Origin of the sequence: Sphingomonas sp. CCH21-G11, from assembly GCF_001555965.1 — a bacterium.
Taxonomy (GTDB): Bacteria; Pseudomonadota; Alphaproteobacteria; order Sphingomonadales; family Sphingomonadaceae; genus Sphingomonas.
The window spans coordinates 175,578-197,253 of record NZ_LSHX01000010.1; the positions used below are offsets into that span (position 1 = coordinate 175,578).

The following is a 21,676-nucleotide window of genomic DNA, read 5'->3' on the forward strand; positions in this document are numbered from 1 at the left end:
AGTGAGCGGATGAACGCACAGCAGTTGAAGCGGACCAGCCTGATGTCGATGGGCGTCGCAGCCACCGCGCTGACCCTCGCGGCATGCGGTGGGGGATCGCAGACTTCCGAACCCACCCCGGCGCCGACCGCGACCGCGACCGTCGCGACCCCCACGCCGGCCGCAACACCGACGGCTGCTGCCGCGCCGACCGTCGACAGCACCGATACGCTCGACGGCACCACGCTCGCGAGCCTGACGGGCGACGCGGCGGCGGGTCAGAAGGTCTTTGCCGTTTGCAGCACCTGTCACGCGGTACAGGCGGGCGTAAACAAGATCGGGCCCTCGCTGGCCGGGATCGTCGGCCGCGCCGCCGGCACGGTCGAGGGTTACAGCTACTCGACCGCCAACAAGAACAGCGGCATCACCTGGAGCAAGGAAAAGCTGTTCCAGTATCTCGAAAAGCCGCAGCGCGTGGTGCCTGGCACGAAGATGGCCTATGCCGGCCTGACCGATGCGCAGAAGCGCGCCGATCTGATCGCCTATCTCGACACACTGTGATCAAAACGATCGTCGCCCCGGCGGAGGCCGGGGCGCTGGCCACCCGTGCACACCCTTTGCCAGCGGTCCCGGCCTTCGACGGGACGACGCGGGTGTCAACGCTGCCTGAGATCCGCGAGGTGGGCGGGGAATGACAGCAAGAGCGGCAGCGCGATCAATGGCCAAGCTTCGCCGGTCAGCGCGTTGCGAACCGCGACCAGCATCAGCGCGCCGGGCAGCAGCCGCAGCGCGGCTCTGCGCGGTGCCCAGCCGCCCCTCATTACCAGCCACAGATATTCGATCGCCAGTACGACGAGGATGAGGTCGACGGCGTGACCGCTGGCGAAGAACGCGCTCAGCCGAACGGCCCGTTCAGCGCCACGATCTGCCAGTTGAGCGCGCCGGCAACCGCGACCCAGCCGAGATAGGGCAACAGCAGCAGCGCCGCCGCCGAGGACCGCCGCGCGCAGAACAGGATCATCGCCAGGATCGACAGGCCGAGCACGATCACTTCGACCGCGGCCCAATCCGGCCGCTCGAGCCGGAAGAACAAAAAGCTCCACAGGATATTGAGGAAGCCGTTGAGCGCGAACAGGCCGATGAAAATCTCGCTTTCGCTGCGCGTATGGATCGCGCGCCACGCGGTGACGCTGGCCAGCGCGGTGGTCATGAAGATCGCGGTCCACGCCACGCCATAGATCGAATCCGGCGGCGCCCATGCCGGCTTGGCGAGGCTGCGATACCACGGACCGATATCGGTCATCGTACTGCCGACGATCGCAACGAACAACGCCGCCAGCGCCGCAATGATGACCGGGACGACCCACGCACGGCCCAGCGCGGTCATGCCGCCGACCCCAGCAGGTGGCGCAGGTCCTTCCAGAAGATACGCACGTGCGCCATCGGCTTACGCCTTACGAGCTTCTTGTTCATATAGGCCTGCCAGGTCAGCGTCTGGACATCGGGGTCCTTGCAGATTTCGACGAAGCGTTCGCGGCGTTTGTCGTTCCTGTACCAGAAATACTGCATGATCCCGAGGATCCAGAACACACGGCCATGGTCGCGCATGAAGCGGCGGCGCGCGGTTTTCAGCGCGCTTGCCTTGCCTGTCGCCAGGAACAGGTCGACTGCCTCGCCGGCAATGCGCCCACACGCCATGGCATAATAGATCCCTTCGCCCGACGACGGCGCGACCACGCCGGCGGCATCGCCCGCCACGACGGTGTCGATGCCGTTGTCCCACCGCCGCAGCGGCTTCAACGGAATCGGCGCGCCCTCTCGGCGGATCGTCTCGCAGCCATCGAGCCCGGTCTGGTCGCGCAGCCGGTCAATCGCGTCGCGCAGCGGAAAGCCCTTGTTGGCGCTGCCTACCCCGACGCTGGCAGTGTCGCCATGCGGGAAGATCCAGGCATAGAAATCGGGCGAAAGGTGGCCCTGATAATAAACGTCGCAGCGGTCGGGATCGAACACGTCGCTGGCGACGGCGGGCGACTTCACAATCTCGTGATAGGCGAAAACGCACGGGACCTTGTCCGCGCCATTGACCGTGGCGCGCGCGACCTTCGATCGGGCGCCGTCGGCGCCGATGACGCTGCGTGCGCGCACCCGCACCGGATCGCCGCCGCGTTCGCCACGATAGACGATCACCGCGCATCCGTCGCTGTCGCGCTCGATCGACTCGAACGTGCCGGTGCGGCGTTCGGCGCCCGCCAGCGCGGCGCGGGCGCGCAGCCATTCGTCGAACACCTCGCGGTCGACCAGCCCGACAAACCCGTCGCCGCACGGCATGTCGACGGTCATGCCCGATGGCGCGATCATCCGCGCCGCCCTGGCGCGCGCGACGAGCAGATGCTCGGGAATCTCGAAATCCTGGATGGCGCGCGGCGGGATGGCGCCGCCGCACGGCTTGATGCGGCCGGCGCGGTCGAGCAGCAGCACGTGGCGGCCCTGTCGCGCCAGATCCGTCGCGGCGGTCGCGCCCGCCGGCCCGCCGCCCACGACGACGACGTCGAAATCGGCGGATCGGCGATCAGTCGGCATCTGCTTCATCGCGCCAGCTCCCGTGAATGATAATCGATAGAGGCCGTTCGTCCGGGCATCGTCCGGCCGATCGCCAGCGTGGCGGCGACCACGAACAGCGCCGCTTCGGCGGCGAACACCAGCATGAAGGCGCGGCCGTCGTCGCCGATCAGCGCGCGCCCGCGGTCGACCGCGACCGCGCCGAGCAGCCCGCCAGTGCCGAACGCGATCGCCTGTGCCGCGCCCCACACGCCCATGCGCACCCCGGCGCGGCCATCGCCCGCCGCACCGGCCAGCGCCATCATCGTGCCGATCGCCGCGACCGCGAACACGCCATTGGCAAAGCCCAGCAGCGCGACGTTGCCAGCCAGCGGCCAGGCGCCGCCGCGCAATGCGGCGAGCGCCAGTCCGGCCAGCGCCAGCGCGGACGCGACGCAGCCGCCGACGATCCAGCGTCGCAGCCCGTCGGCGCTGCGCCCGCCAAACGCATTGGCACCGACGCCGACCAGGATCATGCCCGCGAGCACGCCGCCATGCTGCACCCCGGCGAGCTTGGTCGACTCGCCCGGTGTGAAACCGAAGACCAGCCCCGCAAAGGGCTCGAGGATCATGTCCTGCATCGAATAAGCGAGCATCGACATGAAGACGAACAGGGTAAAGCGGCGCGCGTCGGCGCTGACCCACATCGCCCGAATCGCCTGGGGAAAGCTTTCGTCCGACGCCGCCTCGGCGGGCGCGATCACATGCCCCCGCTCGATCCCCGCGACCGCAATTCCCGCGACGACGAACGCGACCAGCGCCACGCCGCTCACCACCAGCGCCAGGCGCGGCAGCGAAAACGGATCGATCAGCGATCCCGCGACCCCGGCCGAGACGACGATGCCCGCGACCATCATGATCCAGGTGATCGCCGCCGCCGCCGATCGCCTTTCGGGCGCGACGCGCACGGCGAGCAGCGCCAGGAGCGAGGTGCCGGCCGCGCCGACCCCGGCCCCGATCAGCGCGAAGGCTGCGGCTGCGCCGACAAGTGCCGCAGATGAGCCGGTGGCCAGCCAGGGGACCAGGTCGACCGCGGCCAGCACACCCAGCGCCAGCACCCCCATTCCACCGATGATCCACGGCGTCCGCCGTCGCCCGCGATCCGATCCGTGCCCCCAAAGCGGGCGGGTCAGCTGCACCGCGTAATGCCAGGCGACGAGCCCGGCGGGCAGCGCGGCGGGCAGCGCATATTCGACGACCATCACCCGGTTGAGGAGCGACGTCGCCAGCATCACCATCGCGCCGATCGCGCTTTGCACCAGCCCGAGCCGGACGATGCCGAACCAGCCGAGCGGCGGCGCGGTGCCGGCGGACGCACTCATATCACGCCGCCCAGGCCAAGCGCGGCGGCGAGCATGCCGAAGACATAGGCGCTGATGCCGGTGCCGTTATACCAGGGCGTCTTGCCGCGGGGATCGCGCAGCAGCACGCGCATGAGGCCGATCTGGGCGAGCGTCAGCGCCGCGACGATCGCGGCAGACAGCATCAGGCCCCAGGCGATGAGCAGCGCAATGACCGCCAGCTGGGGGGCCAGCATCACTGCGCAGGCGATCCGCGCGGCGCGATCGACGCCCAGCATTGCGGGCAGCGACCGCACGCCCGTGGCAAGATCGCCCTCCACCGCCTTGAAATCGTTGAGCGTCATGATGCCGTGCGCGCCCAGGCTGTAGAGCAGCAGCACCGCCAGCACCCGGCCATCGGGCAGTGCGCCCGCCATCACCGCCGCCCCGGTGAACCAGGTCAGCCCCTCATAGGACAGCGCGACCGCGCCCGGCCCCCAGACCGCGTTGACCTTAAGCCGCAGCGGCGGTGCGCTGTACACCCAGGCGAGCACGAGGCCGATGGCGGTCGCGCCCAGCACCCACGGCCCCGTCGCCGCCGCGACCGCGAGCGACAACAAGGTGCCGATGCACGCGATCCACAAACCCCATCGCCCGGCGATGCGGCCCGACGGGATCGGCCGATCGGGCTGGTTGATCGCGTCGACATGACGATCGAACCAGTCGTTCACCGCCTGACTCGTGCCGCAGACCAGCGGGCCGGTCAGCGCGATCCCCGCGATCAGGAAGGGCCAGCGGTCGACGATCGGCACCCCGGAAGACACGACCCCGCACATGAACGCCCACATCGGCGGAAACCAGGTGATCGGTTTGAGCAACTCGACCACGTCGCGCACCGCGGGGGCCGGGGCGGCAAGCGGTCGGGTGGACGAATGAGCCATGGCGCGAGCCTATGCCCGACCGGCAAAAGCGTCAAATCAAATTGACACTTCGACTGTACGCAAATGGTTACTCGGCGTCGGGAACCAAGCTGCCAAGCCCGTGGCGGTGCAGCTTTGAATAGAGACTCTGGCGGCTGACGCCCAGCATCTCGGCCGCGGACGCACGGTTGTCCGACGTGTAGTTCAGCGCGGCCTCGATACACAGTCGCTCGATGAGATCGGTCGACTCGCGCACGATCTCCTTCAGCGACATGCGTCCGACCAGGTCGGTCAGCTGCTCGACCGAACGCGGCATCTCGATGCCCGCGACCGGCGTTTCGCGCAGCCGGCGGGCGACGGGGCGGATCGTGAAGCCGAACTGGCGATCGCCGCTCTCCGACGTGACGCAAACCCCAGAGACCTCAACCTCCTCCTCCGAACCGAACGCACCGCGCATGATGGTCGTGGCATTGCGCACCAGGCCATGTTCGCGCAGCTGGCGCGCCAGCAGGTCGGCATCGATGCCGGGCCGCCCCAGCCATTCGCCGATCGGCTGGCCGATGATCCGGCTCGCGGACGGCACCTCGGCCAGGTCGACAAAGGCGGTGTTGGCAGCGAGCACCGCCAGATTGGCATCGGCGAGCACGAAGGCGTCGGGCATGCGTTCGATGACATCACGCAGCCGGTCGACGCCGCCCTGCGCGCCCTCCCCGCGCTCGCCCGGATCGATCCGGAGCAGCAGCAGCGCCATGCGGGCCTGGCGGAACAGCGTCGCGTTCAATTGCGCCTGTCCAGCACCCTTGCGCAGCGTCACGCCGATCGGCGCCAGCGTCGCGGCTGCTTCGGCCGCGCCCAGAAAAGCGATCAGCCGCTCGCGATCGGCCGCCTCGACGATGACGCCGGCAGGCTGATCGGTCAGCGCGCCCTCCTTCATCCCCAGAATGCCATGCGCGGCGGCATTGGCCTCGCGAATCCGCCGCGTCGCCGCGTCGACGATAAGCACGGGCTCGTGCGCCATGTCGAAGAGCAGACGATAGCGCGCCTCGGCCTGGCGCAGCCGGATATAGTCGCGCTCCAGCGACTGCTGGGTCTGGAGCAGGCGTTGCTGGGTCGCCGCCGCCGCGCGAAGCTCGCGCCCGATCGCGATCAGCCGCCCGCCATCGCCCAGCCGCATCGTCAGATAGCGGACCGGTACGTCGCCATTGGGCGTCCGGTGCGTGACCTGGCGCCAGCGCGGCGCCTCGCTGGTCGACGCCTGGCTCAACATTTCGTCGAGCTTGGGATGTCCTTCGATCTCGACCGTGTCGTGCCAGCGGGTCCCCTTCCAGCCGGTGATCCCGAGCTTGACGAGCTCGCGATCCGACACCGCCATGTCGAGGACCCGGCCGTCCGAGTCGAGGATCAGCGCGAGGTCGCCGACCGCGCCGAGGATGGCGGCGGCGGACTCGGCGCTCAAAGGCCCTGGATAAAGGTCCGGAGTCGAAAAACCGCTGGGCGCGGAAGGGGCGTGGTGCCTGTTCATTCTGCGCGCTCTGGCGCTCCCTCGTAAGCTACTCAGCCGTAACGTGCTTCACGCCTCCTTGCGCCAAGCCAGGTTTCGGCGACAGACAAAGCCATGCGCGCGTCGGGTGCGGTCGCATCCGCGCCGACACGCTGCGCCATCTGCGGATCCGTCAGGAAAACGGGTCCACCCACCATCACGCACAAGTGCGGATTGCGGGAAACGCTGCGCATCGCCTTGATCGCAGACGGCATGGTCGCCGTATGGCCGCTACAGCTTGCGGTCAATCCGACAAGATCAAACCATTCGTCGGCGACCCGTTCAACCAGCAGGCTGGTCGTCGCCTGGACCATACGGTCGGTGACCCAGCCGCCACGCGCGAACACCTCCTCGATCACGATCGTCCCGAAGGTATGCTGATCGCCGGGCACCGACGCGAACAGGGCGCGCCGGCCCGTCTCGCGGCCATGCTCGATGGGCGCGCGCGCCGACAATTCGTGCACGACCTCCTGCAGGCGCCACAGTCCCATTGTCACGTCGACGAAGTCGAAACGGTCCTGCTCCCAATAATCGCCGAACCGGCGCGCGATGGGGACCAGCAGGTCGAGCAGCAACGCCTCGACGCTGATCCCGCGGTCAAGCAGTGCCTCGACCCGCGCGACCAGTTCATCAGCCTCGACCTGGAGGACCAGGGGGGGTGAACGCGTCGATATCCGCGGGCATGATGCCCGGCGCGCCGGATGCCGTGGTTGCCGCCGACGTCGCCCGCGCGCGGACCGGATGCGCCATCAGCAGGCGGGGGATCACCTGGGATTCGATCAGCGCGGCCAGCGAAGCCTGGTCGGGCGGGGATGAAAGCAACTCGAGCGGCGCGCGCGCCTCCGCACTCGCGCGGGACCGGCGGCGGCGTCCGCCGTCACGCGGCGCGACCGGCGGCATGGGCTTACCATTGGAGTGGATGTAGGCCATTTCCGCGCTCTCCCTGAAGCTCGGGTCGATGTTTGTACAAACCTCGCGAAGCGCCACATTTTTGGAATCCCGCAGGGATCAAGCTACGCCTGTTTCGATCCCGCCACAACCCGCGAAATCGGGACCAAGTCGAAAAGTGTCATTTTTGCTTTACGTCTATTCTGTTTGACACTTTTCGCGTCGGTGCCATAATGTGCGCAACGACAAGAGGGCGTGAGGCATGCGGCCAGAGATTGGCTCGGCGGTGAAGGAAACGGCGGCACGCGGGTCGCTCTATACGCCCGAGCAGCGCCGGCGCCGCGACGCGAGCGTGTGGACGACGGTCCAGGCCGTGCTCGCCCCATTCCAGTTCGCGGTCTTCCTGGTCAGCCTGGCGCTCGTCGCCCGCTATCTGATCACCGGTGCCGGCGGGGACGTCGCCGCCGCATCGGTCGTGGTCAAGACGCTGACCCTCTACACCATCATGGTCACCGGCTCGATCTGGGAAAAGGTCGTGTTCGGCAAATGGCTGTTCGCTGACGCCTTCTGGTGGGAGGACCTGTTCAGCATGGCGGTGCTGGCGCTTCACACCGCCTATCTGGTCATGCTGTTCGCGGGCATCGGCTCGCCCGTCCAGCAATTCGCGGTCGCGCTGGCCGGCTATGCGGCTTATGTCATCAACGCTGGACAGTTTTTGTGGAAGCTGCGGGTCGCGCGGCTTCAGGGCAATAGCGAGTCGGGTGCGACGCTGGCGGTGGCACAATGAGCCCGCTCGCCCCCGTGCTCGCCCCGCCCGCCGGCACCGATTGTGCCCCCTCCGTACGCCCGGACGTGCTGCGCCAACGCGGCCAGCGCGAAGTCTTTTGCGGCCTGACCGGAATCATCTGGCTGCACCGCAAGGTTCAGGACGCGTTCTTCCTGGTGGTCGGCTCGCGCACTTGTGCGCATTTGCTGCAATCGGCCGCCGGCGTGATGATCTTTGCCGAGCCGCGTTTCGGCACCGCGATCATCGAGGAACGCGACCTGGCGGGCCTGGCCGACGCGAATGAGGAACTCGACCGGGTCGTCGACCGGCTGCTCGCCCGCCGCCCGGACATCCGGATGCTGTTCCTGGTCGGGTCGTGCCCGTCGGAGGTCATCAAGCTCGACCTGTCGCGCGCCGCCGAGCGCCTGTCCGACAAGCATTCGCCGCAGGTCCGCATCCTCAACTATTCGGGCAGCGGGATCGAAACGACGTTCACCGAGGGCGAGGATGCCTGCCTCGCCGCGCTCGTCCCCACTTTGCCCGCGACTCGCGACGACTCGGCCGAGCTGATGATCGTCGGCGCGCTGCCCGATATCGTCGAGGACCAGTTTCTGCGTCTTTTCGCCGAGCTTGGCATCGCGCGCGTCCGCTCGCTGCCCGCGCGTCGGGCGGGCGAGATGCCGCCGGTCGGGCCGAACACCCGCTTCCTGCTCGCCCAGCCCTTTCTGGGCGCGACCGCTCAGGCGCTCGAGGATCGCGGCGCGCAGCGGATCGACGCGCTGTTCCCCTTCGGCGCGGAGGGCACAACCGCCTGGGCGCACGCCGCCGCGCAGGTGTTCGGCGTGGACGAGCTGCATTTCCGCCGCGTCGTGGCGCCGCTGCGCGAACGCGCCAAGCGGGCGATGGCGCATCAGCGCGAACGGCTTGAGGGCAAGCGGATTTTCTTCCTCCCCGACTCGCAGCTTGAAATCCCGCTCGCGCGCTTCCTCGCGACCGAACTGGGGATGATCCCGGTCGAGGTCGGCACCCCTTATCTGCACCGCCGCCATCTGGCGCGCGAGCTGGAGATGCTGCCCGCCACAACGCTGGTCAGCGAAGGCCAGGACGTCGACCGCCAGCTCGACCGCGTGCGCGCCGAGCGCCCCGACCTGACGGTCTGCGGCCTCGGCCTTGCCAATCCGCTGGAGGCGGAGGGGCTGACCACCAAATGGGCGATCGAGCTGGTCTTCTCGCCCATCCATGGCTTCGACCAGGCGGGCGACCTCGCCGAACTTTTCGCCCGGCCGCTGCGCCGGCGGGATGTGCTGAAGGTATGAGGAGGCTTCTCCTCGTCGCCCCGGCGCAGGCCGGTGCCGCTCGCCGAACCGGGCGCGCGCCAGGCTGTCCAGCGGCCCCGGCCTTCGCCGGGGCGACGGGGAAAGGGACGGCCACACCATGCAGCTGACCGTCTGGACCTATGAAGGCCCGCCGCATGTCGGCGCGATGCGGGTCGCGACGGCGATGAAGGGCGTCCATTATGTCCTCCACGCGCCGCAGGGCGACACCTATGCCGACCTGCTGTTCACGATGATCGAGCGCCGCAATGCGCGGCCGCCGGTCACCTACACCACCTTTCAGGCGCGCGACCTGGGCAAGGACACTGCCGAACTGTTCCAGACCGCCGCGCGCGAGGCCTATGACCGCTTCCAGCCGCAGGCGATGCTGGTCGGCGCATCCTGCACCGCCGAGCTGATCCAGGATGACCCCGCGGGGCTGGTCGCGGCGATGAACCTGCCGATCCCCGTCGTGCCGCTCGAACTGCCCAGCTACACCCGCAAGGAAAGCTGGGGGGCGTCGGAAACCTTCTACCAGATCGTCCGCACCATCGCCGATCGCAGCGTGCGCCCCGCCCCGCGCGAGGGCCGCCGGCCGCGCGCCAACCTGCTTGGCCCCACCGCACTCGGCTTTCGCCACCGCGACGACGTGGTGGAGATCACCCGGCTGCTCGACGCAATGGGCGTCGACGTCCATCTGGTCGCGCCGCTGGGCGCGAGCCCGGCCGACATCGCCAATATCGGCGCGGCCGATTTCAACGTGCTGCTCTATCCCGAAACCGGCGACACCGCGGCGCGCTGGCTGGAAAAGAACCTGAACCAGCCGACCGTGCGCACCGTGCCAATCGGCTATGGGGCGACTCGCGAGTTCATCGCCGAGGTCGCCGCGATTGCCGGCGTCGCGGCCGATGCCGACCAGCTTCAGTCGCGCCTGCCCTGGTGGAGCCGTTCGGTCGATTCGACCTATCTGACCGCCAAGCGCGTCTTCATCTTCGGCGATGCGACTCACGCGATCGCCGCCGCGCGGGTCGCCCGCGACGAACTGGGCTTCGAGGTGGTGGGCCTGGGTTGCTATAATCGCGAGTTCGCCCGCGACCTGCGCGATGCCGCCAAGCTTTACGGCGTCGAACCGCTGATCACCGACGACTATCTGGAGGTTGAACAGGCGATCGCCGAACTGCAGCCCGAGCTGGTGCTGGGGACGCAGATGGAGCGCCACATCGCCAAGCGGCTGGGCGTGCCGTGCGCGGTCATTTCGTCACCCGTGCATGTCCAGGATTTCCCCGCGCGCTACTCGCCGCAAATGGGGTTCGAGGGCGCGAACGTGCTGTTCGACACCTGGGTCCACCCGTTGGTCATGGGGCTGGAGGAGCATCTGCTCACCATGTTCCGCGACGATTTCGAGTTTTCCGATGGCGCGGGCGCCAGCCATCTCGGGCATGGTCACAAATCCCCGCTCCCGCCTGCGGGAGGCGTCGGGGGTGAGCACGGCGCAGATGCCGAAACGCTCGCGGACAACCCCGACCCCAACCCCTCCCCTGCAGAGGAGGGGCTTTGGACCTCTGACGCCGAGCGCGAGCTCAGGAAAATCCCGTTCTTCGTGCGCGGCAAGGCACGCCGCAACACCGAACGCTTCGCCGCCGATCAGGGGCTGGCGGTGATCACGCTCGACACGCTTTACGACGCGAAGGCGCATTATGCCCGCTAGCGCCGCCCCCGTGCGCGTGGTCATCATCACGCTGGACAATCACCTGTCGGGCGCGTGCCAGCGCGCGCAGGCGCAGTTCGACCGCACCCATCCCGGCGTCACCATCGGCTTCCACGCCGCCGCCGACTGGGATGATCAGCCGGGCGCGCTCGAAGCGGCGCGCGCCGACATTGCGCGCGGCGACATCATCCTGGTGACGATGCTGTTCCTCGAGGATCATATCCGCGCGGTGCTGCCCGATTTGCAGGCGCGGCAGTCGGCGTGCGACGCGATCGTCGGCCTGATGTCGGCAGGCGAGGTCGTCAAGCTGACCCGCATGGGCGATTACCGCATGGACAAGCCCGCGACCGGGCCGCTCGCCATGCTCAAGAAGCTGCGCGGATCGGGCAAGCCGGGCGCGAGTTCGGGCAAGGGCCAGATGGCGATGCTGCGCCGCCTGCCCAAATTGCTGCGCTTCATTCCCGGCACGGCGCAGGACGTGCGCGCCTATTTCCTCACGCTGCAATATTGGCTGGCGGGTTCGGACGACAATGTCGTCGACATGATCCGCGCACTGATCGATCGCTATGCCGATGGCGATCGCCGCGCGCTTCGTGGCGGCATGAAGGCGGCGTTGCCGCGCGACTACCCGGAAGTCGGCGTCTACCACCCCGACATGAAGGACCGGATGGCACGCACCGTGTCCGATCTGCCGCGTCGGCGCGACGCAGTCGGCACGGTGGGCGTGCTGATGCTGCGTTCCTACATCCTGGCACGCGACTCGGCGCATTATGACGGTGTGATCCGCGCGCTGGAGGCCAAGGGCCTGAACGTCGTCCCGGCCTTTGCCGGCGGGCTGGACGGCCGCCCGGCGATCGAGACGCTGTTCATGCGCGGCGGCACCGCGACGGTGGATGCGGTCATCAACCTGACCGGGTTCAGCCTGGTCGGCGGCCCCGCCTATAACGACACCAAGCTGGCCGAGGAAATGCTGGCCAAGCTCGACCGGCCCTATATCGCCGCGCATCCGGTCGAGTTTCAGACGCTGCAGGCCTGGGGCGCCAACCGCCAGGGGCTGCTGCCGCTCGAATCGACGATGATGATCGCGATTCCCGAGCTGGACGGCGGCACCAATCCGATGGTGTTCGGCGGGCGCTCGGACGGCGCGGAAACGCCCTGCACCGGCTGCGAACGCCACTGCACCTTCCCCGCCGCCGGCGCGGTCCGTGCGATGGAAAGCTGCCCCGAGCGGGCCGAGGCGCTGGCCGCCCGCGTGCTCAAGCTGGTCGAACTGCGCCAGGCGCAGGAAGCCGAACGCCGCGTCGCCATCGTCCTGTTCAACTTCCCGCCCAATGCCGGTGCGGCGGGCTCCGCACAGTTCCTGGCGGTGTTCGAGTCGCTGCACGCCACGCTCCGCCGGCTGGCTGACGAAGGCTATCGCGTCGACGTTCCCGCCAGCGTCGATGAGCTGCGCGACCGCATCCTGGCCGGCAACGCCGCGCGCTACGGCACCGAAGCGAACGTCCACACCCGCATCACCGCCGACACGATCGTGTCGACCGAGACCTGGCTCAACGAGATCGAGCGCGAATGGGGGCCCGCCCCCGGCAAGCTCCAGTCGGACGGCAGCGCGGTGCAGGTGCTCGGCGCGCAGTTCGGCAACGTGTTTGTGGGCATTCAGCCCGCGCTGGGGATCGAGGGCGATCCGATGCGGCTGCTGTTCAACGGCCGCTTTGCCCCGACCCATGCCTTTGCCGCCTTCTACCGCTGGCTGCGCGAGGATTTCCGCGCCCACGCCGTGCTGCATTTCGGCACGCATGGCAGCCTGGAGTTCATGCCGGGCAAGCAAGCCGGCCTGAGCGCGCAATGCTGGCCCGACCGGCTGATTGGTGACTTGCCCAACATCTATCTCTACGCCGCCAACAATCCGTCGGAAGGCGTGCTGGCCAAGCGCCGCTCGGGCGCGACGTTGGTGAGCTACCTCACCCCTGCGCTGACTCAGTCGGGCGTCTACAAGGGGCTGGCCGACCTCAAGGCGTCGGTCGAACGCTGGCGCGCGCTGCCGCCGGGCGACGAGACCGGCGAGATGCTCGCCGAACTGATCGCCGACCAGGCCGCCGCGATCGATCTGGACGGCCACGACATCCCCGCGCTCGCCGCGCGGCTCTATGAAATCGAGCGCGAGCTGATCCCGCAGGGGCTGCATGTCGCCGGCCAGGCCGCGACCCGCGCGGAACGCATCGACATGATCGCCGCCACCGCCGACAGCCGCGGCGAGCCGCTCGACCTGCTGACGGTCGAGGCACTGGTCGACGGCCGGCTAAAGCTCGACACGCCGCTGCTCAAGGATCTGGCGGCGCTGAACACCGCGCTCGCCACGAACGCCGAGCTGGACGGCCTCGTCGCCGCGCTTTCCGGGCGCTATATCCATTCGGTGTCGGGCGGCGACCTGTTGCGCTCGCCGGAAATCCTGCCGACCGGCCGCAACATCCACGGCTTCGACCCGTTCCGCCTGCCCAGCGCCTTCGCGGTGCGCGATGGTGCGGAACAGGCGCAGCGGCTGATCGACCGCAGCCTCGCCGATTCCGGTCGCCTGCCCGAAACCGTCGCGATGGTGCTGTGGGGCACCGACAACCTCAAGAGCGAAGGCGCGCAGATCGCCCAGGCGTTGGCGCTGATCGGCGCGCGGCCGCGCTTTGACAGCTATAGCCGGCTGGCCGGGGCGGAGCTGATCCCGCTCGCCGAACTCGGTCGCCCGCGCATCGACGTGATCGCGACGCTGTCGGGCGTGTTCCGCGACCTGCTGCCGCTGCAGACGCGGATGCTGGCCGAAGCCGCGCTGCTCGCCAGCCAGGCCGACGAACCCGTCGAGATGAATTATGTGCGCAAGCACAGCCTGGCGCACCAGGCCGAGCATGAGTGCGGCATCGAAACCGCGGCGCTGCGCGTCTTCTCCAACGCCGAGGGGGCCTATGGCGCCAACGTCAATCTGATGATCGACACCGGCGGCTGGACCGACCCCAACGAACTGGCCGACAGCTTCGAGCGGCAAAAGGGCTATGCCTATGGCGTCAAGGGCCAGCCGGTCCGCCAGGCGGAACTGCTCGCATCCGCGCTCAAGACCGTCGATTGCGCCTATCAGAACCTCGAGTCGGTCGAACTCGGCATCACCACCATCGACCAATATGTCGATGCGCTGGGCGGCATCAGCCGCGCGGTGACGCGCGCCAAGGGTGCGGCCGCGCCGGTCTATATCGGCGACCAGACGCAAGGCACCGGCAAGGTCCGCTCGCTCCAGGAACAGGTCGCGCTCGAAACCCGCACCCGGATCCTCAATCCGGTCTGGACCGAAGGGCTGCTGCGCCACGGCTATGAGGGCGTCCGCGCGATCGAGGGGCATGTGACCACGACGATGGGCTGGTCGGCGACGACCGGCGAGGTCGACCCCTGGGTCTATCAGCGGATCAGCGAGACCTATGTACTGGACGACGAGATGCGCGCGCGCATCGCCTCGCTCAACCCGCGTGCCGCCGCCCGTGTCGCCCACCGGCTGATCGAGGCGAGCGAGCGCAACTACTGGCAACCCGACGACGCAACTCTGGCGGCACTCCACGCCGCATCCGACGAGATCGAGGACCGCCTCGAGGGCGTCGTCGCGGTCGCAGCATAAGGAATAACGACGCATGGCACTTCTCGACCCCCCGGTACGCGGACAGGATGGCGAAGGCAGCGTCCAGGTTCGGCTCGACCCCGTCGACCGCATCGGCAACGCCAAGGTGATCGCCGTTTACGGCAAGGGCGGGATCGGCAAGTCGACCACGTCCTCCAACCTGTCGGCGGCGCTGTCGCTGCTCGGCAAGCGCGTGCTCCAGATCGGCTGCGATCCCAAGCATGACAGCACCTTCACGCTGACCAAGAAGCTGATGCCGACCGTCATCGACGTGCTCGAACAGGCCGATTTCCATCACGAGGAACTCCGCCCCGAAGACTATATGTTCGAAGGGTTCAACGGCGTGATGTGCGTGGAAGCCGGCGGCCCGCCGGCCGGCACCGGCTGCGGCGGCTATGTCGTCGGCCAGACGGTCAAGCTGTTGAAGCAGCACCACCTGCTCGAGGAAACCGACGTCGTCATCTTCGACGTTCTGGGCGACGTGGTGTGCGGCGGCTTTGCCGCCCCGCTGCAGCATGCCGAGCGCGCGGTGGTGGTTGCCGCCAACGACTTCGATTCGATCTTCGCGATGAACCGCATCGTCGCCGCGATCCAGGCCAAGGCCAAGAATTACGACGTGCGCATGGCCGGCGTGATCGCCAACCGATCGTCGCAAACCGACGAGATCGACCGGTTCAATGCCGCCACCGGCCTGAAGCGCCTGGCGCATTTTCCTGATCTGGATGCCATTCGCCGCTCGCGCCTCAAGAAATGCACGCTGTTCGAAATGGAGCAGACGCCCGAAGTGGAGGCGGCGTGCAACGAGTATAAGCGCCTGGCCGCGCAACTCTGGGCGGGCACCGACGCGCTTGCCGCGGTGCCGATGAAGGATCGCGACATCTTCGAGTTCCTGGGGTTCGAATGATGGGCAGCGCCACCTACTCACGCTATCGCGGCCAGCTCGAGACCTATTTCGACCGCACCGCGTCGAAAGCCTGGGAACAGCTGACGTCGGATGCACCGGTCAGCGGTATCCGCCGCACCGTGCGCGCGGGGCGCGACCGGATGCGCGCCACCCTGCTCGGCTGGCTGCCCGCCGACATGCGCGGGCTGCGCCTGCTCGATGCCGGCTGTGGCACCGGCGCGCTGGCGGTCGAGGCGGCTGAGCGTGGCGCGCAGGTGGTGGCGATCGACGTCGCCGGCAGCTTGGTTTCGATCGCGCAGAACCGCGCGCCGCGCCACCTCAATATCGAATGGCGCGTCGGCGACCTGCTCGACCCGGCGCTCGGCCGGTTCGACCATGTCGTCGCGATGGACTCGCTGATCCATTACCCCGCCTTCGACATTGTCGAGGTGCTCGACCAGCTGGCCGATCGCACCGCCGGGTCGATCGTCTTCACCTTTGCCCCCGCCACGCCGTTGCTGCGTGCGATGCACATGACTGGCAAGCTGCTGCCCGGCCAGGATCGCGCGCCCGCAATCGTGCCCGTCGCCGAACGCCTGCTCCGCACGCTGATCACCAGCGGGGCGCACGGCGCGCGCGTTGGCCGCACCGAGCGGATCGCGAGCGGCTTCTACACCAGCCAGGCGATGGAGCTGCTGCCGCGATGAGCCCGCGCGCTGCCTTCTGGACCCGGATCGGGACGCGCTTCCTGCCGTTCGCGGACGCGGCGACGGCGGAATTGCCGCTTGGCCGGCTGCTGCGGCTCTCGCTGTTCCAGGTCTCGGTCGGCATGGCGATGGTGCTGCTGACGGGCACGCTCAACCGGGTGATGATCGTCGAGCTCGGCATGTCGGCTTCGGTCGTCGCGGCGATGGTTGCACTGCCCATCCTGTTCGCCCCGTTGCGCGCGCTGATCGGGCACAAGTCCGACCAGCATCGGTCGGTACTGGGGTGGAAGCGGGTGCCCTATATCTGGTTCGGTACGCTCCTGCAGTTCGGCGGGCTGGCCATTTTGCCCTTCGGCATCCTGGTGATGACGGGCGACGGCGCGGCACCGGCGTGGATCGGCCAGACCGGGGCCGCGATCGGCTTTCTGCTGGTCGGCGCGGGGATGCACATGACCCAGACCGCCGGCCTGGCGCTCGCCACCGACCTGGCGCCCGAGGCAAGCCGCCCGCGCGTCGTCGCGCTGCTGTACGTCGCGCTGCTGGCGGGCATGCTGCTCAGCGCGCTGCTGATCGGCCGGCTGCTCGCCGACTTCTCCCCCACCCGGCTGGTCCAGGTCGTCCAGGGTGCCGCGGTCGTCACCATGGTGCTCAACATCACCGCCTTGTGGAAGCAGGAAGCGCGCAACCGCTCGGCCACCGCCGCCGATCGGCCGCGCCCCGACTTCGCCAGCCTGTGGGCGGTCTATGTCGCCAATCCGCGCACCCTGCGCCTGCTGACCGTCGTAGGACTCGGTGCCGCGGCGTTCAGCATGCAGGACGTGCTGCTGGAACCCTATGGCGGCGCAATTCTGGGCCTGTCGGTGGCCGCGACCACGTCGCTGACCGCGCTGTGGGCGACGGGCATGATCGTCGGTTTTGCGCTGGCGGCGCGCGGGCTCGCGGCCGGTGCGGACCCGTTGCGGCTGGCCGGCTATGGCGCGGTCGCCGGCATCGCGGCGTTCCTCGCGGTCCTGTTCGCCGCGCCGCTGGAGCAGGTGGTCCTGCTCGCGGTCGGCGCGACCTTTATCGGGCTGGGTGCCGGGCTGTTCTCGGTCGGCACGATGGTCGAGGCGATGGGGCTGGCGCGCGACGGACAGTCGGGCCTGGCACTGGGCGCGTGGGGCGCGGTGCAGGCGACCTGCGCGGGGCTTGCCATCGCGCTCGGCGCACTGATGCGCGACCTTGTCTCGACCGTCGCGGTCGCGCGCGATTTCGGCACGACGCTGGCGGCGCCGGCGACGGGCTACGGGTTTGTCTACTGCGTGGAAATCATCTTGCTGCTGGGCACGCTCGTCGCGCTCGGGCCGCTGGTCAACGGGCGCGACGGCACGCCCCGACCGGCCCCCGGACGCTTCGGGCTGGGCCAGTTTCCGATCTGAGGAGAAGGCCAATGGACGTTCAAATCAACGAGCACATCGACGTTGCGCTGATCACGCTCAACGCCTTTTTCCTCTTTTTCGTGGGGCTGATCATCTATCTGCGCCGCGAAGACCGGCGCGAGGGTTTCCCGCTCGAGGACGAGATGACCGGCCGGCTCGACACGCTGGGCGGCCCGCTGCTCCACGGCGACACCAAATATTTCAAGTTGCCCTTCGGCCATGGCACGACGCAGGCCCCGGCGCACGGCCGCGAACCCGTCGACATCGCCGCGCGGCGCTTTGAACGCTTCCCCGGCGCGCCCTATGTCCCGACCGGTGACCCGCTGGTCGACGGTGTCGGCCCCGCCGCCTACGCCGATCGCGCCAAGCGTCCCGATGTCGACTGGGAAGGCCATCCGCGCATCGTGCCGCTGGGCGCGGCGGCCGAGTTCTGGATCGTCAAGAACGATCCCGATCCGCGCGGCATGCCGGCCGTCGGCGCCGACGGCAAGGTCGCCGGTACCGTCGGCGAGGTATGGATCGACAAGGCCGACCGCCTGATCCGCTATCTCGAGGTCGCGCTGGCCGACAGCGGCCGATCGGTGCTGGCACCGATGTTCATGGCGACGATCGAGCGCAAGCGCGGCCGCGTCGTCATCGACGCGATCACCGCCGCGCAGTTCGCCAACGCCCCGGAAGCCGGCGCGAACGGCACGATCACCCTGTACGAGGAAGAGCGCGTGTCGGCCTATTTCGGCGGCGGCTATCTCTATGCGACGCCGGCGCGGCAGGAGCCGTTCCTGTGAGCGAGTATGAGGGCGAGCCGATCCCCGGACTGCCGGGGCTGCTGCCGCCGGGCGAGCGCATCCTGTGGCGCGGCCGGCCGCAATGGCGCGCGCTCGCCCGCACCGCCTTTCACACGCGGCTGGTCGGCGGTTACTTCGCGGTGCTCGTGATCGTCGCCGCGATGACCGGCGGCGTGACCGGCACCGCGATGACCGCGACCGCCGGCGTGCTGGGCGTCGCGGTGCTGGCGCTGCTCGCCTGGGCATCGGCGCGCACCACGGTCTATACGCTGACCGACAAGCGGCTCGTCCTGCGGATCGGCGTGGCCCTGCCCAAGTGCATCAACCTGCCGCTCGCGATGATCGAGGCGGTCGATTTCGCCCCGCGCCCCGACGGCACCGGCGACATCGCGCTCAAGCTGAAGGGCGCGCCGCTGCTCGGTTATGCGACCCTGTGGCCGCACGCGCGCGCCTGGCACATCAACCGGCCCCAGCCGACGCTGCGCGCGGTCGGGGATGCCGAGCGTATCGGCGCGATGATCGCGCGCCAGTGCCTGACCGCGGTGCCGAGCGGGCAGATCACGCCGCCGCAGGGCATCACGGGCGTTACCGGCAGCACGGCCGGCCATGGCGGGTTTGGCGAGGCGGCGGCGGCATGACCACGCACAGCCACGAAAACACCGTCCCGCAGGGTGCCCTGATCCTGGCCGGCGCGCTGGTCGCCTTCACTCTAGTGGCGACGGTGACGGTGCGCATGATCGGCCTGCCGCCCGCGGCGTCGCCGGTCGCGGAGCGCGCCGCCGCGCATGTCCCGATGGTCACATCGCAGACGCTGCGCTTCGCCGACCGCGAAGATGGCGGCGTGGCGATCACGCGTGCCGATGGTCGGGTGACGTTGTTGCCGCGCGGCAGCAATTCTGGCTTCATCCGCGGCGTCATGCGCGGCTTTGCCCGTGACCGGCGGATGCGCGGCCTGGGTCCCGACACGCCGTTCGTCCTCGCCGCCTGGGCCAATGGCGGCCTGTCGCTGACCGACACCGCGACGGGACGCAGCGTCGAGCTCAACGGCTTCGGCATCGACAATCGCGCCGCGTTCATGGCGCTGCTTGCCCCGGAGGCCAAATGATGTTCGCGCGCGCCCGTTTCGATACGCCGTGTCGCATCGACATCGAGCATCATGACGAGGCGTTTCACGCGCATGTCGAGCTGGACGGCGACATTGCCATCAATCCGGGCGACCGCGTCATCGTCCATGGCGATCCGATCATCGTCCCGTTCGGCACGGGCGGCAGCTTTCGCCGCACCGCGACGGTCGAGCGCGCCACCGCGATCGAGCGTCTGTGGACCCGTTTCGTCGGTCATTTCGAGATGACCGAGCTCTACGAAGTCAGCTTTTCCCCGCGGAGCGCATCATGAACGCCATCAGCCCGATCACGCCCGCCCCGGGCCATGCCCCCGACACGCTGGCGATCGCCACCGAGAACACGGTTTTGTCGCCGCGCTTCTACACCACCGATTTCGACGCGATGGACCGGCTCGACGTCTCGTCGGTGCGCGCCGAATGGGACGCGCTGATCGCCGAGATGGTCGCCGACCCCAACAAGCGGCATTTCAAGCGCACCGAAGCCTTCAACGGGGTCATCGAAACGCTGCCCGACGGCCTGCGCGAAGAGTTCGTCGATTTCCTGGTCAGCTCGATGACGTCGGAGTTCTCGGGCTGCATCCTCTATGCCGAAATCGCCAAGCGGGTGAAGAATCCCGACATCAAGCAATTGATGCGCCTGATGAGCCGCGACGAGAGCCGCCATGCCGGCTTCATCAACGACACGCTCAAGGATGCAGGGATCGGCGTCGACCTGGGCTTCCTGACCAAGGCCAAGAAATATCATTATTTCCGGCCGAAGTTCATCTTCTACGCGACCTATCTGTCCGAAAAGATCGGCTATGCGCGCTACATCACCATCTACCGCCACTTGGCGCGTCACCCGGAGCTGCGCTTCCACCCGATCTTCAACTGGTTCGAGGAATGGTGCAACGACGAGTTCCGCCACGGCGAGGCGTTCGCGCTGCTGATGCGCGCCGACCCCAAGCTGCTGGCCGGACACAACAAGCTGTGGATCCGCTTCTTCCTCGTCGCGGTCTACGCCACCATGTATGTGCGCGACCATAACCGGCCGGAGTTCCACAAGGGGCTGGGCGTCGATCCCACCGAATATGACCTCCAGGTGTTCCGCACCTGCTCCGAAATCACGCGCCAGGTATTTCCGGTGGTGCTCGATACCGATGCGCCGGGATTCCGCGCCGGCCTCGAAGCGATGCGGCGGGCGGCGGCCCGGATCGACGAGGGCCGCGCGCAGGGCGGCATCGCCGGCGCGTTCAAGCGCGTGACCGGCGTCGCGTCGGCGGCGACCGGTTTTGTCCGGCTTTATCTCCATCGCACGCGGCGCAACGAGTTGCCGGCACAAACGCGTCTGGTCCCGGCCTGGTGAGCCTGCCCCCGCTCCTCTTTGCGCTGTTCATGTGGTTCGTCGGCACCGGTGCGGTCGTGTGGCTGGACAGCCGCCCGCGCGCGACGTTCCGCACCAGTTTCCGGCTGGCCGGGCTGGTCGCGCTGGCGGCGATGGCGGTCGCGGGGTGGAGCGCGGGCGATGCGTCGCCGTCCGCCGCCTATATCGGCTTTTCGTGCGCGATCCTGATCTGGGGCTGGCACGAAATGGGGTTCCTGATGGGCTTCGTCGCCGGACCGAACCGCCTGCCCTGCCCGTCGGGCACGACCGGATGGGCGCGCTTTCGCCTGGCGACCGGCACCGTCATCCATCACGAGATTGCGCTCGCCGCCAATCTTCTGGCGCTGGTCGCGCTGAGCTGGGGCCAGCCCAATCAGGCCGCCGCGCTCACCTTTGCGCTGCTGTTCGGCATGCGGCTATCGGCCAAGCTCAACCTGTATCTGGGCGTCGCCAACCTGTCCGACGAGATTTTTCCGGCGCATCTCGCCTATCTCAAAAGCTATTTCGGGGCGCGGCCGATCAACTGGCTCTACCCCTTCTCGATCGTGGGCGGCGCCGGGATCGCCGTCTGGGCCTGGCTGGCGGCGGAAAGCGCGTCGGGGGGCATGGCGATCACCTGCACGCTGCTCGCCGGCCTGGCCGTGCTGGGCGTGGTCGAGCATCTGTTTCTGGTCCTGCCGCTGCGCGACGGGGCAATGTGGCGCTGGTTTTCAGCGTCGAAACCGCCGGTCGTCGTACCGGCCAAAAGTGAATAAG

The 21,676-nt window shown here is 68.5% G+C and carries 22 protein-coding genes; 14 read left to right on the forward strand and 8 right to left on the reverse strand.

Annotation, left to right across the window (positions count from 1 at the left end; translation table 11 throughout):
- The first annotated feature begins 9 nt into the window (after nt 1-9).
- Nucleotides 10-540, forward strand: a complete 531-nt coding sequence (locus AX676_RS02370) for a c-type cytochrome (RefSeq protein WP_231726148.1) — start codon at nt 10-12, stop codon at nt 538-540.
- Between the two features lie 95 nt (nt 541-635).
- Here AX676_RS02370 and AX676_RS18010 read toward each other — a convergent pair whose 3' ends face one another.
- The 8 genes from AX676_RS18010 to AX676_RS02405 form a co-directional block, all read right to left on the reverse strand.
- Nucleotides 636-800 carry a hypothetical protein gene (locus tag AX676_RS18010; protein WP_197417177.1) on the reverse strand — a complete coding sequence of 55 codons (165 nt, stop codon included), beginning with the start codon at nt 798-800 and terminating at the stop codon, nt 636-638.
- Nucleotides 801-874: 74 nt separating this feature from the next.
- Nucleotides 875-1,366 carry a TspO/MBR family protein gene (locus tag AX676_RS02375; protein ID WP_066482696.1) on the reverse strand — a complete coding sequence of 164 codons (492 nt, stop codon included), beginning with the start codon at nt 1,364-1,366 and terminating at the stop codon, nt 875-877.
- Nucleotides 1,363-2,568 (reverse strand): geranylgeranyl diphosphate reductase, encoded by a 1,206-nt coding sequence (locus AX676_RS02380; RefSeq protein ID WP_231726147.1) that lies wholly within the window; start codon nt 2,566-2,568, stop codon nt 1,363-1,365. Before AX676_RS02380 ends, AX676_RS02375 begins: the two co-directional genes overlap by 4 nt.
- On the reverse strand, nt 2,565-3,899 hold the full coding sequence (locus AX676_RS02385) for a BCD family MFS transporter (RefSeq protein WP_066482697.1): 1,335 nt from the start codon (nt 3,897-3,899) through the stop codon (nt 2,565-2,567). The genes AX676_RS02380 and AX676_RS02385 overlap by 4 nt, the downstream gene beginning before the upstream one ends.
- Nucleotides 3,896-4,798 (reverse strand): chlorophyll synthase ChlG, encoded by a 903-nt coding sequence (chlG, locus tag AX676_RS02390; protein ID WP_066482698.1) that lies wholly within the window; start codon nt 4,796-4,798, stop codon nt 3,896-3,898. The genes AX676_RS02385 and chlG overlap by 4 nt, the downstream gene beginning before the upstream one ends.
- Before the next feature lie 67 nt (nt 4,799-4,865).
- Complete coding sequence (ppsR, locus tag AX676_RS02395; protein ID WP_231726146.1) at nt 4,866-6,233, reverse strand: transcriptional regulator PpsR; 1,368 nt, start codon at nt 6,231-6,233, stop codon at nt 4,866-4,868.
- 98 nt (nt 6,234-6,331) lie between these two features.
- Nucleotides 6,332-6,892, reverse strand: a complete 561-nt coding sequence (locus tag AX676_RS02400) for a cobalamin B12-binding domain-containing protein (RefSeq protein WP_066482703.1) — start codon at nt 6,890-6,892, stop codon at nt 6,332-6,334.
- Between the two features lie 55 nt (nt 6,893-6,947).
- Nucleotides 6,948-7,247 carry a hypothetical protein gene (locus AX676_RS02405; protein WP_066760100.1) on the reverse strand — a complete coding sequence of 100 codons (300 nt, stop codon included), beginning with the start codon at nt 7,245-7,247 and terminating at the stop codon, nt 6,948-6,950.
- Between the two features lie 220 nt (nt 7,248-7,467).
- Here AX676_RS02405 and bchF point away from each other — a divergent pair, with 220 nt between their 5' ends.
- The 13 genes from bchF (at nt 7,468) to puhE (ending at nt 21,675) form a co-directional block, all read left to right on the forward strand.
- Nucleotides 7,468-7,992: a 2-vinyl bacteriochlorophyllide hydratase gene (gene bchF, locus AX676_RS02410; RefSeq protein ID WP_066482711.1), complete on the forward strand. Its 525-nt coding sequence runs from the start codon at nt 7,468-7,470 to the stop codon at nt 7,990-7,992.
- A complete protein-coding gene (locus AX676_RS02415) occupies nt 7,989-9,287 on the forward strand; it encodes a ferredoxin:protochlorophyllide reductase (ATP-dependent) subunit N (protein WP_066482713.1) in 1,299 nt (432 codons plus the stop codon). Before bchF ends, AX676_RS02415 begins: the two co-directional genes overlap by 4 nt.
- 118 nt (nt 9,288-9,405) lie before the next feature.
- The gene (bchB, locus tag AX676_RS02420; RefSeq protein WP_066482715.1) at nt 9,406-10,992 is read left to right on the forward strand and encodes a ferredoxin:protochlorophyllide reductase (ATP-dependent) subunit B; all 1,587 of its coding nucleotides are present in this window, start codon (nt 9,406-9,408) and stop codon (nt 10,990-10,992) included.
- Nucleotides 10,982-14,641 carry a magnesium chelatase subunit H gene (locus tag AX676_RS02425; RefSeq protein WP_066544073.1) on the forward strand — a complete coding sequence of 1,220 codons (3,660 nt, stop codon included), beginning with the start codon at nt 10,982-10,984 and terminating at the stop codon, nt 14,639-14,641. The genes bchB and AX676_RS02425 overlap by 11 nt, the downstream gene beginning before the upstream one ends.
- 13 nt (nt 14,642-14,654) lie before the next feature.
- Nucleotides 14,655-15,545 carry a ferredoxin:protochlorophyllide reductase (ATP-dependent) iron-sulfur ATP-binding protein gene (gene bchL / locus AX676_RS02430; protein ID WP_066482721.1) on the forward strand — a complete coding sequence of 297 codons (891 nt, stop codon included), beginning with the start codon at nt 14,655-14,657 and terminating at the stop codon, nt 15,543-15,545.
- Complete coding sequence (bchM, locus tag AX676_RS02435) at nt 15,545-16,231, forward strand: magnesium protoporphyrin IX methyltransferase (protein WP_066482723.1); 687 nt, start codon at nt 15,545-15,547, stop codon at nt 16,229-16,231. Before bchL ends, bchM begins: the two co-directional genes overlap by 1 nt.
- Complete coding sequence (locus AX676_RS02440; RefSeq protein ID WP_066482727.1) at nt 16,228-17,649, forward strand: BCD family MFS transporter; 1,422 nt, start codon at nt 16,228-16,230, stop codon at nt 17,647-17,649. The genes bchM and AX676_RS02440 overlap by 4 nt, the downstream gene beginning before the upstream one ends.
- Nucleotides 17,650-17,660: 11 nt before the next feature.
- Entirely contained in the window at nt 17,661-18,434 is a 774-nt protein-coding gene (puhA, locus tag AX676_RS02445; protein WP_066482728.1) for a photosynthetic reaction center subunit H, read from the forward strand.
- Nucleotides 18,431-19,072, forward strand: coding sequence for a photosynthetic complex putative assembly protein PuhB (gene puhB / locus AX676_RS02450; RefSeq protein ID WP_066482731.1), 642 nt, complete (start codon nt 18,431-18,433; stop codon nt 19,070-19,072). The genes puhA and puhB overlap by 4 nt, the downstream gene beginning before the upstream one ends.
- Entirely contained in the window at nt 19,069-19,539 is a 471-nt protein-coding gene (puhC, locus tag AX676_RS02455) for a photosynthetic complex assembly protein PuhC (RefSeq protein WP_066482735.1), read from the forward strand. Before puhB ends, puhC begins: the two co-directional genes overlap by 4 nt.
- Nucleotides 19,536-19,829, forward strand: a complete 294-nt coding sequence (locus AX676_RS02460; protein WP_197417176.1) for a hypothetical protein — start codon at nt 19,536-19,538, stop codon at nt 19,827-19,829. Before puhC ends, AX676_RS02460 begins: the two co-directional genes overlap by 4 nt.
- On the forward strand, nt 19,826-20,902 hold the full coding sequence (gene acsF, locus AX676_RS02465; protein ID WP_066482737.1) for a magnesium-protoporphyrin IX monomethyl ester (oxidative) cyclase: 1,077 nt from the start codon (nt 19,826-19,828) through the stop codon (nt 20,900-20,902). Before AX676_RS02460 ends, acsF begins: the two co-directional genes overlap by 4 nt.
- The gene (gene puhE, locus AX676_RS02470; RefSeq protein ID WP_066482739.1) at nt 20,899-21,675 is read left to right on the forward strand and encodes a putative photosynthetic complex assembly protein PuhE; all 777 of its coding nucleotides are present in this window, start codon (nt 20,899-20,901) and stop codon (nt 21,673-21,675) included. Before acsF ends, puhE begins: the two co-directional genes overlap by 4 nt.
- Nucleotide 21,676 lies beyond the last annotated feature (1 nt).